Annotated in this window: 14 protein-coding genes; 4 read left to right on the forward strand and 10 right to left on the reverse strand. The window is 40.0% G+C overall.

Going from position 1 to position 13848, the window contains the following annotated elements; genetic code table 11:
* Positions 1-161: 161 nt before the first annotated feature.
* From SAR02S_RS08725 to SAR02S_RS08745, 5 genes are all read right to left on the reverse strand, one after another.
* Positions 162-1076 carry a DUF234 domain-containing protein gene (locus SAR02S_RS08725; RefSeq protein WP_041958864.1) on the reverse strand — a complete coding sequence of 305 codons (915 nt, stop codon included), beginning with the start codon at positions 1074-1076 and terminating at the stop codon, positions 162-164.
* A 115-nt stretch (positions 1077-1191) separates the two neighbouring features.
* Positions 1192-1404: a CDGSH iron-sulfur domain-containing protein gene (locus tag SAR02S_RS08730; RefSeq protein WP_041958866.1), complete on the reverse strand. Its 213-nt coding sequence runs from the start codon at positions 1402-1404 to the stop codon at positions 1192-1194.
* 18 nt (positions 1405-1422) lie between these two features.
* Positions 1423-2130: a pirin family protein gene (locus SAR02S_RS08735; RefSeq protein ID WP_041958868.1), complete on the reverse strand. Its 708-nt coding sequence runs from the start codon at positions 2128-2130 to the stop codon at positions 1423-1425.
* Positions 2131-2321: 191 nt separating this feature from the next.
* Positions 2322-2888: a YceI family protein gene (locus SAR02S_RS08740; protein WP_041958870.1), complete on the reverse strand. Its 567-nt coding sequence runs from the start codon at positions 2886-2888 to the stop codon at positions 2322-2324.
* A 62-nt stretch (positions 2889-2950) separates the two neighbouring features.
* Positions 2951-3406: a MarR family winged helix-turn-helix transcriptional regulator gene (locus SAR02S_RS08745; protein ID WP_041958872.1), complete on the reverse strand. Its 456-nt coding sequence runs from the start codon at positions 3404-3406 to the stop codon at positions 2951-2953.
* A 155-nt stretch (positions 3407-3561) separates the two neighbouring features.
* Here SAR02S_RS08745 and SAR02S_RS08750 point away from each other — a divergent pair, with 155 nt between their 5' ends.
* Positions 3562-4092 carry a hypothetical protein gene (locus SAR02S_RS08750; RefSeq protein ID WP_232294025.1) on the forward strand — a complete coding sequence of 177 codons (531 nt, stop codon included), beginning with the start codon at positions 3562-3564 and terminating at the stop codon, positions 4090-4092.
* Between the two features lie 27 nt (positions 4093-4119).
* On the opposite strand, the gene selB is transcribed toward SAR02S_RS08750, so the two are convergent.
* The 5 genes from selB to SAR02S_RS08775 are packed head-to-tail and all read right to left on the reverse strand — an operon-like array spanning position 4120 to position 10741.
* Positions 4120-5955 (reverse strand): selenocysteine-specific translation elongation factor, encoded by a 1836-nt coding sequence (gene selB / locus SAR02S_RS08755; protein ID WP_041958876.1) that lies wholly within the window; start codon positions 5953-5955, stop codon positions 4120-4122.
* The gene (selA, locus tag SAR02S_RS08760) at positions 5956-7293 is read right to left on the reverse strand and encodes an L-seryl-tRNA(Sec) selenium transferase (RefSeq protein ID WP_041958877.1); all 1338 of its coding nucleotides are present in this window, start codon (positions 7291-7293) and stop codon (positions 5956-5958) included.
* Positions 7290-7964 carry a response regulator gene (locus SAR02S_RS08765; protein ID WP_041958878.1) on the reverse strand — a complete coding sequence of 225 codons (675 nt, stop codon included), beginning with the start codon at positions 7962-7964 and terminating at the stop codon, positions 7290-7292. Before SAR02S_RS08765 ends, selA begins: the two co-directional genes overlap by 4 nt.
* Positions 7945-9576: a sensor histidine kinase gene (locus SAR02S_RS08770; protein WP_041958880.1), complete on the reverse strand. Its 1632-nt coding sequence runs from the start codon at positions 9574-9576 to the stop codon at positions 7945-7947. Before SAR02S_RS08770 ends, SAR02S_RS08765 begins: the two co-directional genes overlap by 20 nt.
* Position 9577: 1 nt before the next feature.
* Entirely contained in the window at positions 9578-10741 is a 1164-nt protein-coding gene (locus tag SAR02S_RS08775) for an ABC transporter substrate-binding protein (RefSeq protein WP_052433581.1), read from the reverse strand.
* Between the two features lie 207 nt (positions 10742-10948).
* Between SAR02S_RS08775 and SAR02S_RS08780 the strand changes: the two genes are divergently transcribed.
* The 3 genes from SAR02S_RS08780 to SAR02S_RS08790 all read left to right on the forward strand — a co-directional run bounded on the left by SAR02S_RS08780 (position 10949) and on the right by SAR02S_RS08790 (position 13840).
* A complete protein-coding gene (locus SAR02S_RS08780) occupies positions 10949-12631 on the forward strand; it encodes a 4Fe-4S dicluster domain-containing protein (RefSeq protein WP_041958882.1) in 1683 nt (560 codons plus the stop codon).
* Positions 12628-13347, forward strand: a complete 720-nt coding sequence (locus tag SAR02S_RS08785) for a TorD/DmsD family molecular chaperone (protein ID WP_052433582.1) — start codon at positions 12628-12630, stop codon at positions 13345-13347. Before SAR02S_RS08780 ends, SAR02S_RS08785 begins: the two co-directional genes overlap by 4 nt.
* A gap of 289 nt (positions 13348-13636) precedes the next feature.
* On the forward strand, positions 13637-13840 hold the full coding sequence (locus tag SAR02S_RS08790) for a hypothetical protein (protein WP_041959415.1): 204 nt from the start codon (positions 13637-13639) through the stop codon (positions 13838-13840).
* The last annotated feature ends 8 nt before the right edge of the window (positions 13841-13848 follow it).

Below are 13848 nucleotides of genomic sequence, written 5' to 3' on the forward strand. Positions count from 1 at the left end.
GCGCACACCAAACAAAGGATGAATCATGCGTATTTGGATAAGTTATTTCCGATACACCCCTGAGATCATCGCATTTGTCGCAACCTGTGTTGTTTTAACGCGATAATTGATCAAGGGCAAACGTATCACAAAGGAAGCTTGCTTCCTTTGTGATACTCGTTCTAGTATTTTTTACCTTCACAAGGAATCAACTCTTTGTCACTAATTTCTTCTACCAATGCTTTCATACTTTTGATCGTAAACAGTTTTAGATCATCACCTTTAAGCGCTTTGAGTTCGGACGTAAAACCACTTTTTGAAAAAATGACAAAAAGATCGGGCTCAAATTCTGCTTTGGCACATTGCTCTTTAAGTTTTGAAAGCTCGGTTTTCTTCACTTTAGTGTTTTTGTATTTGGTACTTCCTGCAATGAGTTTACCCGACTGCGTCTTAGCCAAAATATCAATTTCAGCGTTTTTATCCCAATAGCTTCCCACCTCCACGATAGGATCTTCGATCATTAGTTTACGCAAAAGCTCAAATGAGAGTTTTTTAAAGATAAGCTCATAAAATTCTTGCTCACGCGATGCGAATGATTTTTCAACTTCACTGTAATCGCCCTCTTTGATCGTTTTATAAAACGGTGAAACAAAGGCAAACCAAAAGCGCATAAAAGGGGTCATGAAGCTCAGTTTGTCGGAGTTGTCATCGTCTATATTGACGGGGCGTTCCAGTGAATACTCAAAGCGGATTAGTGCACTGTCTAACAGTGTATCGAGTGCAGATTCGCCTTCTTCTCGGCTAATGTGTGCTCTCTTAAAGGTTGAATGCACACGACGATCGCCTGTTGCCATAGCGCTTAAAAGAGCGTGACTGAGCTTATTACTAAAGGTTACTTTGGCAATATCGGAGTGAATATAGGGATAATTTTTGAAAATTTTGGTTTCCATAAGTTCTAAAAGAGGCTTGTGCATGTCCACTTTCCAGCTTGTTCCTCCAAAAACAGAAAAATACTCAAGAGCTTTTTCAATATCATCGGCATGGTTTTGAAGATAAAAAGAGCGAAACTGGTGTAAAAGAGTAGGGTGTTTTGGCATGAAAAAATACCTTTATAATTGTTTTTACCAATTATACACGAATTAGAAGATTTTAAAAGGAGTAGAAGTGAAGCGTAGTGAAAGCTTTTTCACTACGCTTGAAGAAGGTTTTGAGTTACTTGGAGTGACTTCCGTCGCAAAATGGAGCATTTGCACTTTTTTTACAGGCGCACAGATAATACTCTTTGCTTTCAGTAACCGTAAACTCTTTAGGCGTAAGACCTGAGCCTTTATGGCTGCCATCACACAAAACAGTGCTGGCACTTTTTCCACAGGTACAGAAGTGGTAACTTTTATTGGCTTCGAGTGACATTTTTACAGGTGACATAGTATTTCCTTGTTTGATTTAGTGCATTGGCACATCAAATACTAAAACCCAAGAGGGTTTCAACGCTTTAAGCTCATAGGCTTTACTTTCGGTGATCTGTACTTCATCTCTTGCTTCTAGTGTCACACCATCGACTTCTATTTTGCCTTCGACAATGAGTACGAGTTTACCACGATTTGAGCTAGAAGGTGCTAAGGAAATTGTTTTACCTTCCTCTAACTCGGTTGTAGCGATAAATGCCTCTTGTTTGATCGCAATCGAGTGGTCTCTGCCATCAGGTGAAACCAGCGTTACCCACTGATTGCTCTTGGTGACATCTCTAAAATCACGTTGATTGTAAAGAGGTTTACCACCTTTTTGATTGGGGTGTATCCAAATTTGAAACAGTGCAGCAGATTCATCTTTGGAGGCAAATTCGGAGTGTAAAACGCCTTCTCCTGCACTCATATACTGAATCTCACCTGCATGAACTTCACCATGATTTCCAAAAGAGTCCTTATGAATAAGAACCCCTTTGGTGACAATGGAGATGATCTCCATATCGCGGTGGGGGTGCATGCCAAATCCTTCTCCTGCTTCAACAATGTCATCGTTAATGACACGTAATGCGCCAAATCCCATGCGAGCTTTATTGTAATACTCCGCAAAGGAGAAGCTAAAATGGCTATGAAGCCAACCATGTTCCGCAACACCTCTTTGGTTTGCTCTATGAATGATAAATGCCATTGCTTTCTCCTTTACATGTAAAGCATGAAACTTCTTTTACAACCCATTGAAAAAAGAGTTTGTCCATAGCACATCACTTTTAAAAACTAAAAACATCGCCATAGCTACGGCTATGACTCAATTTTAAGTTTTGAAAATTAACGCACTCTTCACAAGCTCTTACTCTTTTCAAGGGCTATGAAAGAAGTCTATTATTTTTGCAAAATGCCTTCTAGTGCTACGTCGATTTTAACCTCTTCACCCACGATCACACCACCTGTTTCAAGCGCTTTATTCCATGAGATACCAAAATCTGAGCGATTGATTTTACCAGTAAGGCCAAGACCTACACGTTTGTTGCCATAAAGATCTGTTGCGGCTCCGCCGTTCTCAAAAGCTAAAACAACAGGTTTTGTAATACCTTTCATGGTCAATTTTCCGTAGGCTTTGTCACCTTTGATTTCATCCAATGCAAACGTGATCGTTGGGTACTTTGCAACATCAAAAAGATCTGCTGAGCGTAAATGCTCGTCTCTGTCTTTAATGCCTGTATCGATCGAAGTTGCTTGAATGGTTCCATTTAAAGATTTAAGCGTTTTAGTTGCTTCATCGTATACAAAACTTCCGTTAAATGTTGAAAAATTCCCTTTTACGGTTGAAATCATGGCGTGTTTAACACTAAAATCCGCACTTGAGTGCATAGGATCAACGTTGTAATTGCCAGCAAATAAAGCAGTTCCTGCCAACAGGGATGATGCGAGTAAAGTTTTGATTTTCATAATATTTCCTTTTTTACTAATTAGTAATTTTTGAGCAAAAAAATTGCTGACTTACACGAAGTCTATTGCGCTTTTTGCACTTTTCGTAACAGGTCGTAAAGGACCACCATCTCTTCATCGGATAACACGTCAAAATAACTCGTTAGATTGGCTGCGTGTTTTCCAAACATACCACCGATGAGCGATTTTCCCGCTTCGGTAATGCTTACGATACGCACACGGCTATCTTCAAGTGATGGCAGTGTTTTCACTAAGCCATCTCGTGTTAGATTTTTGACAACCACAGTGACATTGCCCGGAGTGCTCATAATGAGCTTTGTGATAGAACCTACTTGCAAATCGCCACGATGGTAAAGGACTTCTAAAACTTCAAACTGATTCATCGTTAAACCGCATTCGTTGATATACTTCAACTCTTTGGCACGGATTTTGGTAAAGGCTCTAAGTATTTGTATCCACGTTTGCATACTCTTATCTGTGCGCTCACCATAACTTTTAACTTCTGATCTTAGTTTCATTTTTTTGTACCTCTGCCGAAATTATATTACTAATTAGTAATAATGTCAAGTCTTTTTTTAAAATAAAACAAAAAAGTCATTTTTCCTATGGAACAAACATCTATTTTACGTTGATTGTTATATAATTCTGCGCTTTTTTAAAGGCATGATGAATTGTGGAGAAGACCGTGGAAAATGACACAAAGTCTAAATTGGAAGAGAATCTGTTAACGAAAGTTTCAACGTTTAATCAATTTTTAGAGCAAAAAGTAGAAAGCATGTTGCTTAAACTGCTCAATATTGCTCGGTATATTTTTATTGTGATGATGATTATTTATCTAGGACAATGTTTTGTAAGCCTTGGCTATAAGATGGTTGCTTTTACCATATCGCAAGGAGCGCTTGATTTTGATTCGATTAAAGTCATTTTGACAGATAGTTTATTTGTTTTGATTGTTTTGGCGATTGTCAAAACGCTTTTTATCCAAGATGGTTTTGACTATGCTGTAACCTTTCTTGAGATTTCGTTTGTTGTGTTGGTAAGAAAGCTTATCTTGCTTGAGACAGACCCCTCTGAGACCTTTCTCTTGTTAGTGCTTGGCGTAACATCAGCGCTTTTCTTTATTTTAATCGTCTATATTAAAGGGATGAAGCATAAATGGGAACGAGAGAAATGCGAAAAATGCATTGAATCAGGTGGAAAATAAAGGAGTTGATGATCGGTAATCAACTCCTTAAACAAGCACCCTTCGGTTTCCCTCTTTTTTGACATCCTCAAAATTATCGAGGTAGTCAAGGTAGGCGACTAGGTATTTTCGGCTGATGTCGAAGTGCTCTTTGTAAGCTTTGATATCAACACCATTTTCCTTGCGCATAATGTCCCTTAAATGCGTCATCATGGCACTTAAGGCAATGGTGGTGACAAAGAGATTGTGCTCTAATCGTACGACTTTTTTAGCACGTGTGAGGCTTTTGAGTGCGTCATCACCCATTTTGCGGTCAATGTCGAGGTCATCGTAGATGTTATACGGAGCTTCGGGTGTAAATTCAGCCTTTAGTAAGATGTCATAGAGTTTATCTTCGATGAGTGTTTCGATATTTTCGATATCAATTTGCGCATTTTTGTAGATGCCATTGACCAAATCGAGCATTCCTTCATCGCTCAGCTTTTGCAGCACACTTTCCACTAAAGCAACGCTTGCCCATTTGAGCTTCATTGAGAGCGAATTGGCTGAGAGTAGGGCGTAAGCATTTTTCGTGTAAATGGCTTGAACGATGCGCTCTAACTCGTTTTTCATTGAAATAGGATAGAGGACTAAGCCTTTTTCATCGACAAAAACGTCACTCATTTCATTGGCGATAATGATGGCTTCTTCATGATTCAGACCAAAGCGTTGGTTGGACGAGATAAGTCCAAAACCGTGTTTGTGCATCTCGACTAAAATGGTAAAAGCACTCTTATAATCTTTGGTATCCAGTGCTTTGAGAAGTTCTAATTTAACCTTTTTCTTCATTGGATCATTGATGGGGTTGAGAACGCGTCCACCACCGATGGTGCGACCACTTGCACAGATGATGAACGGCTCATCATGGACTAAAAAGAGCTTGTGGTTAAATTGTAATTTAGCATAACCTTTATCTGTCTTGTCTTCATTTTCATAGAACAAAATACGCGCTTCCACTTGCTTAGTTCCTACATAAAGGATGACTTTTGCGTTATGTTTAAGCGCATGTCCCCCAATACTTTCAACCCAGACATCAGCGCAGTCAAAGCCACGAATAAACCCTTTTTTACAGAGAAGTGCTCCTTTTTCAAAAGAGGTTTTTTGCGCATTTTGAAGGTTGATCGCGGTTCGCTGAGAAGAGTAGGCAGCTTCAACATCGTGGTCGTGGACTTGAAGATTTCGGATGACAAACTCTTTCTCAAGTTCTGGTGCAAAAAGTTTTTCCCCGACTTTAATCGTTCCATCCAAAACCGTTCCCGTAACAACCGTACCCGCACCTGCGATGGAGAAAGAGCGATCCACATAGTAGCGAAAAAGACCGTTGCTTTTTTTGGGTGTTACAGGCAGTGCAAAAAGGGCGTTTTTGAGTGTTTGAATAGAACTTGGCTCATACACGCTCACAGGAATGATCTCAACAAGGTGAAGGTTTTTCAGTGTTTTAAGGTGCTCGGTAATCTCGTATTGACGTTGCTCGATTACCTCCAAAGAGGCGAGGTCTTTTTTAGTCAGTGCGATGATAATATTCTTTACATGTAAAAGATTTAAGATCTCCAAATGCTCTTTGGTTTGAGGCATAATGCCCTCATTTGCATCCACAACGACCAAGCTCGCATCAAAACCAAACGCACCTGAAATCATGTTTTTTAAAAGCTTTTCATGCCCAGGGACATCGATAAACGCGACGTTTTTTGCTTCGTTTTGCATACTGGAAAAACTGAGGTTGATGGTGATTCCTCGGCGTTTTTCCTCTTCTAAACTATCTCCCTCAAAGCCTGTAAGAGCTGTAATAAGAGCCGTTTTGCCGTGATCGACGTGTCCTGCTGTTCCAACGATAATATAGTCCATTTAATTGCCTACAATGCTTTTGATAATGTCAATAAGTTTTTCTTCTACACTTGGAAGAATGGTGCGAAAGTCAAGTAAAAACTGGTCATTTTCAATGCGACCAATGACATGCTTTTCTCGAAATTTTCGCTCTAAAAGGGTTGCTTTTCCTTTTACATGTAAAGCGATGGTAGGAAAGCGCCTATTAGGCAGTGTACCGCCACCCATATAGGTTTCACTCTCTACAACGTCACACACATTTTCACCGATAATCTCTTTTACATGTAAAGCTCTTTGCGCGAGTTCTTCGACACTTCTAAACAGCAGCCAAAGGGTAGGAATTTGCTCATACTCTTCTGCCAGATACGCTTTGATGCTCTCTTCGAGTAGACTCAAGGTGATTTTATCCACACGTAGCATTCGAAGAAGTTGGTTCTTTTTAAGCTTTGCGATCAAGTCTGCGCGTCCCGCGATAATGCCTGCTTGAACACTTCCAAAAAGCTTGTCACCGCTAAAGCTAATCAAGGATGGATTACATGTAAGAATTTCTGAGAGTGAATGTTCACGGTTGCCTAAGTTATACGGAAGTTTTGGCACATAACCACTGCCTAAGTCGTAGTAGTCCAAAAGGTTGTTTTGGGTGGCTAATTGCTTGAGATTTTCATACGCAACATCTTCGCTAAAGCCTTCGATGGAGAAATTGGACTGATGCACTTTCATGAGCATCACAGTGTTTTCATTGATGGCGCTCTCGTAGTCGGCGATTTTCGTTTTATTGGTCGCTCCCACTTCACACAAAAGTGCTCCACTTTGCTTCATCACTTCAGGAATGCGAAAACTTCCGCCGATCTCGACCAGTTCGCCCCTAGAGACGACCACTTCTTGGTTTTTGGCGAAGGTGTTTAAGATCAAAAAGACGGCGGAGGCGTTGTTGTTGACAACGAGTACATCTTCAACATTTAAAAGCTCTTTGAGATGTGTGCTGACATGTTCATAGCGCTCACCTCGGCTACCCATTTCCAAGTTGTACTCTAAATTGGAGTAGTTACAGATGACTTCGCTTGCACGTTCCAGCAGGGTTTTAGAGATGAGACTTCTGCCCATATTGGTGTGCAAAATAACACCTGTGGCGTTGATGAGAGGTTTGAGCGAAGGCTCAAAAAGCGCGTCATATGCTTTCTTCATCTCGTGCATTAACGCTTCTTCATCAAAGCTTTCAAGCTCTTTGTTCATCAGTGCTTGGCGTAACTCTTCGATTTTTGTTCTGGCAATTTTCATCACTAAGGTTGCATTAGCGTCTTCAAAAAGCGGATGAGAAAGACATTTGTCAACTTTTGGAAGCGTTCTTAAACTGTTCATGCATTCTCCGGAAGCGGTAATTTGGTCTCGTCGAAAAGGTATTTTTTATTTTGAATCTTCGTCAGAATGCCTTGGTCGCCAAGTTGTTTGAAAAGCTTGATGACGGTAGGCTTGCTGACATCGACTTGCTCCATAATTTCGCTGTAGGAGTAGTTGAGCATATTGTCATTGTCTAAGTTTTTGATGATGAAGCGAATAATTTCCACCTGTTTGCTATCGGTCACTGCGGAAATGGTTTTGATGATGTTGTAAGAACGCTCAATCTCTTTGGCTTGAATTTTAGGTAAAAGTACATCGTGCAGAGAGTTTAGAAGCTCTTTGATGTTCACAGGTTTGATGATGTAGTTGTCAACACGCAATTTAATGGCATCGAGCAGATACTCGGTATCGGTGAAGGCTGTTGTGACGATGGACGGAATTTCAAGTTCAAGGTTGTTTTTAACCGTGCGTAAGAAGTCTAGTCCATTGCTGTATTTGAGGTGAATGTCGGCGATAATCACGTCGATTTTTTCGTTTTGAACGATCTCAAGAGCTTCATCAATGGTTTGCACGGGATAGATTTTTTTCACAAAATCTTCCAAAACAGAGGTCGTGTGCTTGAGCAGATCCGCCTCATCTTCGATGTAAAGAATCGTAAAACTACCGAGTAATTCAAAATTGCGCTTGTTCATCGTCATCACCCTCGTTTGTATGAATATGTTTTTTTGGTATTTCTATCGTAAACATCGTACACGCCCAAAAAAGTTTTGTACCTAGTTTGTGGCGAATATTTTTACAGGTTATTTTACCGTGCATGTGTTTTTCAACCATCTGTTTGGACATATAAAGCCCTATTCCTGTGCCTACACTCTTGTGTTTTGTCGTAAAATAGGGGTCGAAAACTTTGGGTATTATATCACTTTTTATACCACCGCCATTGTCGATGACATTGATAAAAATGCGCTCTTCATTTTGTTTGGCAATGATGTGAATAATCTTGTTAATTTGCTCAGTCTTGCCTGCCAAAACATCTTTAGAGTTACCGATAAGATTGAGAAGCACATGAATAAGCTCATTTTTAAAACCAAACACTTCGAGGTCATCTTTGATGAAAAGTGCGAGTATAATTTCCTCACGCTCTAGCTGGTATTTGGAAAGATCGACTGCTTTTTGGATCACCTCTTTGATACGGAAAGCTTTTTTGCTTTTGTTGGGATTGAAGAAGGTACGAAAATCTTCCAATGTATCTGACATATTGGAAGAGAGTAGTTGTGCGTCTTTGACACGGGAGGATATAAAGGCTTCATCCAGTTTTTTTGCTAAAAATTTACTCTCAAAACTTTGAATAATCATCATCAGTGAACCAAGCGGTTGACGCCATTGATGCGCAATATTTTGAAGCATTTCACCTAAACTTGCGAGCCTTGCTTGTTGGAACATGATGTTGTCTTTTTTACGATTGTTCTCGACTTCTCGTTTGATGCGTTGTTCTAACGAATCGTTCAGATCACGAAGCTCTTTGGTTTTGATGAGAATATTCTCTTCAAGGTAGTTATGCAAGTTTTTAAAATGGTTAATGATGATAAAAAGTACCATCGTGATAAAAAAGAAGATCAGACCGATGAGAAGAATCAGCATAACAGTGCTTGTTTGAAAAAGGCTGTCGTTCACTTGTTTCTCGGTAATCGCCTGTTTGAGATGCGTGGTAATAAGGCTAGAGAGATAGATGTTGAGTGAGTTTGCCTCTAGGGTAATGTCATCAATCAAAAAGGTGGCTTGTTCTGTTTTGGAGTACTTTAAAAGCTCTAGCATCGTGTTGATTTTACTATCAATGCTTTGCATTTTAACGCTAATCTTCTCTACAATGCCTCGCTGGAAAATGGTCTTTTCATGGATTTCAGGTGTGACTAAAAAGAGGCTGAGCCATTTGCTTGCGAAGTAGGGAAGTCCTCCGATTTGGCGATTGGTTGCAAATTGGTAGCTGTTCCACTGTTTGTGGATGATCTGTTGTGTCAGGTAAATAACCTCGATAGCATCAGTGTTACTGATCTGTTTTTCACGAATATCATGTAAGGTTTCTGCAATATTCACACGGTAATTGTCTTTAATCTCTTCAAGATCCACTTGGGGTTGGGTGTGTTTTTGGAACAGGGTTTCATAGTCGTATTTCAGTGCAAAAATGGAAACGAACATCAAAAAACCAATGGTCATTGTACCGCTGAGAATGATAAAAATAAGAATCTTCGTTTTATTGGAAAACTTGATAGTCTCTAGTTTTTGGTTAATAAACTCTACAAATGTCATCTTAGTACTCGTACTTTTGAATGATCTCAAATTTGCCATTGACATAATTGGAGAGATAGACTTGGTTTAAGAGCTGTGCGTTATGGTAAACAAGGGGGATGTTATCCAGTGTTTGGGGTGCTATGTGTTTGAGTTTTTCTAAGAACTTGTAGGGTGTTATCGTTCCATTGATCGCCTTCAGGGCTGTAACAACCGCTTTAGCAGCAAGATAGGATTCATATGAAACTAAAGAGGGCTTCTCATCAGGGTAGTAAAACGCAAGATTTTTAAGGTACTCCACCGCCTCTTTTGAGTAAAAATCATCGTAAGAAGGAACCGTTTGCGAGAAGAGAATGTTCTCCCCTTTGCCGTGGAGTTCACCCATTAATGCATCGGCATTGACAAAAGAGATGGGGCAAAAAATCATTTTTGAAGGAACCTGCTCTTTCACTTTTTCGATAAAACGTGCCGTTGGTTTGTAAGAACCCACCAAGATGATGGCTTCAGGTTTTGCCGCCTCAATCTCATGGATAGCATGACGAATGGAGAGAGTATTGCGTTTGTACGTGCCTTCAGCAGTAAGTTGGAGGTTACGCTTGGTCAATGCATTTGAGAGTGCAATGTAGCCCTCTTCACCGTAGTCATCGTTTTGGTAAAAGATCGCAAAACGGCTTATGCCTTTTTGCTTGGTCAGATACTCCACCAAGGCATCTAACTCTTCAGTGTAAGAGCTTCGAAAATTAACGATGTTGGGAGTCTCTTTGGTACGAAGGAAGGAAGCACCAGTGTAAGGAGCTATAAAAGGTATGTTACTTTCAGCAATAAGAGGCATAACGCGTTTGACCGTAGGCGTTCCTACAAAGCCAAAAAGTGCAAAAACGTCATCTTTGGTGATAAGTTTGATGGTGTTACTAAAGGTGTTTTCAGGCTCATATTTGTCGTCATACTGAATAAATTCGATCTTTTTACCTTGCACTCCGCCTCTGGCGTTGGTGTGGCTAAAGTATGTATTGGCACCTACGACCACATCACGTCCTAAATGGCTGTTGATACCCGTTAGAGGAAGAGATGCTCCTAAGACGATGGTGTTTTTTTCGATACCTTTGAAAGAAGCGGTAAAGAAAAAAAAGAGTACCAAAACGATTAGGGCTAAAAAGCTCACGATTAGAAAGTTTTTGTTTACCAAAATGAGTCACCTTGAACATTGGATGAATAGTTATTATAGCTTAAGAAGATTAACGCAACCTAATGGTACAGGTGTAAGAAAATACGTTATGTAGTTGCAGATATAACGCTCTTCCAAGCGGATAAACTTTGTCTTGTTAAGAGCCATTTAATCCAATTCATTTTACAATATCGGTAAATACTTATTTACCACTATAATGGATGTAAAATGCAAAAAGAGTACGTTTTCTACGATACCGTTGGTATTGATTTCCCTCTTGACGAAGCGATAGAACTGGTTAAAAGCCCATGTAATGGCGATTTTTTAGTCTCTAACAACCCTGATGCCGAAGCAATTATTTATGCTCCTGAGATCAATTTTTACCTCCAACAATCTCGCGATACCATCGCTCAAAAAATTAACAATGTTACGAAACTTTACGCTATTCGTGGGCTTGGATTTGATTTTGCGCAAGATATGGACTACTCCCAAGAGGTTGGCAATAAAGTTTTGATCGTTACCGATGATGAAAGTCTTGAAGCGCTTAAAGCGGAACTTAGAGATGAAGATTTTACCGTGATGCTGCTTTCTCCCTCAGCGATTTTAGATGTCAATGGTCACATAGGTGCTTTACATGTAACCCTTAAAAAAGAGGATGAACTGCTTGAATTAGAGTGCGATCAAATCCTTTGGTGGAATGCGCCCATTTTTGCTATGAAGCAAAGTGGCGTGTATGACCCAGCTCTACTTGGTTTAGAAGGGGCGCTTAAAAAGCTTCGTGACAATAAAGGTGAATACCACTATAAAAACTATATCAATTATGATCCTTCCATTTGCCAGTACCATGAGCGTCGTGTTGAGGTGTGTGGTAAGTGTGCTGAGGTGTGCCCAACCGTTGCGATTTTAAAAGAGGATGAGACCAAGCATCTCGCTTTTTCACATATTGACTGTCATGGCTGTGGCGGTTGTATCAGTGTTTGTCCTAGTGGAGCACTCGATTATACGCAGATGCCGCGTATTGCTTTTTCGCATTTGAGTGATTATTTTAAAGGCTCAACGGCACTGATTATTCCTCATAAAATGGATTTAAGTTTGATTGATATTCCTCTTCGTGAGGGTGTTTTGCCGCTTATGATTGAGGGTGAGAAGTATTTGCATGAAGCGCACCTTTTAAATCTGCTTCAAACCAGTGGCAATCCAATCATTTTTTACACCGATTTTATCTCAAAAGGTACTGGGGACGTCATTCGCATCCTTAACGAAATTTTTGAGAAAAAGTACCACAAAAAAGCGATTTATGTCTGTGAAGACAGTGCTGATTTGGCACGTATTTTTGAAGGTTTAGAGAGTTTTCCTGAGTGTATGTACGGCATCAATGAAGACGGTCTTCGCAAACGTGAGATTTTCTCTGCGCGTCTTTCGCATTTGGTAGATGGCGAAGATTTGGGTGTGGTGAAGACGGGTGAGCATGTGCATTACGGCGATATTAAAATCAATGAAAGTAACTGTACGCTCTGCCTTAGTTGTGTGGGAGCGTGTAATGTACGTGCTTTGACGGCGCATCCTGAAGACAATTCCCTCCGTTTTAATGCTTCGATTTGTACGAATTGTGGCTATTGTGAAGTGACCTGTCCTGAGAAGGATTGTCTCACCGTCATTAAAGATGAGATCAGTTTAAAACCGAGTTGGTTCTCTCAACGTGTTATGGCAAAAGATGAGCTTTTCACCTGCCTTGAGTGTGGAATGCCTTTTGCGACCGTTAAAGCGGTAGAAAAAATCGCAGCCATTATGACACCACTTTTTGGCAATGATGAAGTCAAACTTCGTACACTTTATTGCTGTGCGGCGTGTAAACCCAAAGTGATGTTTAAAGCCCACATGGAAAATGAAAATAAAGGACTTAGCCTATGAATAAAGAGGCGATTAATAAAGCAAGAGCCGTTTACTACGGGCTCTTTGCCTCACTCTTAACGTTTTTTGATAACCACAATGATCTTGATCTTATTCAAAAAACGATTGAGCTTTTAGCACAGAATCCACTGGATGATGAGAGTAAATTAGCGTTTAGTAATATGCAAAAATTGCTTATTGATGGAGGCTATGCACGCCTTAAAGAAGAGAGCGATACGGTCTTTTTTAGTCCTTATTCCGCGTATATTCCTGTTACGGCTTCATTTTTTTTAGAGAACCGTGATGATGGAAAAAAACGTTTGGAGATGGTCAATTATGTCTTAAGTTCCAATTACAGACGCGACAACGAAAAGTTTAAAGAGCTTGAGGATCACATCGGTTTTATTGTTCTGTTTTTGCAAAAGATGATTGAAGAAGAGTTAAATGGCAATGAGAAGAGCGCTCAGCTGTCACGTGAAGTGTTTGTGAACATTCTCAATCCGTTTGTGGATGAGTTTATTACAGCACTTTATGCGCATGAAAATAGCCGTTTTTACCAAGAATTAGCGGTGGTAATGCAGTCGTTTATTGCCCTTGAGCGACTCTATTTGGATGTGAAAAAACCAACCAAAGAAAAAGAAGATGAAGCACCACGCATCTTTACTAAAGAGCTTAAAAAAACACGCAAACCGATTACGCCAAGACCAAAGAAAAATATGGAAGAGTTCGTCCTTTAGAATCTTTACATGTAAAGATTCTAAAGCGCATAAAAGCGGCATTTTAAGGCATATAACTATGCTAATTTTGCATAGTCTAAACATTTTACATGTAAAGATAATATGAGTAAAAGCACCAAGGGTGCGTGGGCACTCTGCCGAAGAGAATTCAGCGTTAGCGTAGCTTTTGGAGCTTTGCTCTAAAGGCGTGTTAAAGATAAAAATGAAAAAAAGAGAGAGCTAAAAAAACAGTGGTTTCTTTAGCTCTCTCTTTGAAGTCAAAGAGAAATTCTGCAAGGAGAAAATGACCATGCAAGATCAAAGAAGGAGTTTTCTTAAAAAAACTCTGGGCGCAAGTGCAGTCGTAGCCACTGTTGGCGTTAGCGCAATCGCTAGTGACACAGGTGCAAAAACAGCAGGAAGTAATGGTGTTGTTAAGGGAAAATCGAAGAAAAAAGAGATTCTCTATAAAAAAACAGCCAATTGGGACGCGTATTATCACGCGGCAGTCTAAGGAGATTA

It is taken from the genome of Sulfurospirillum arsenophilum NBRC 109478 (assembly GCF_000813345.1).
Lineage (GTDB): Bacteria > Campylobacterota > Campylobacteria > Campylobacterales > Sulfurospirillaceae > Sulfurospirillum > Sulfurospirillum arsenophilum.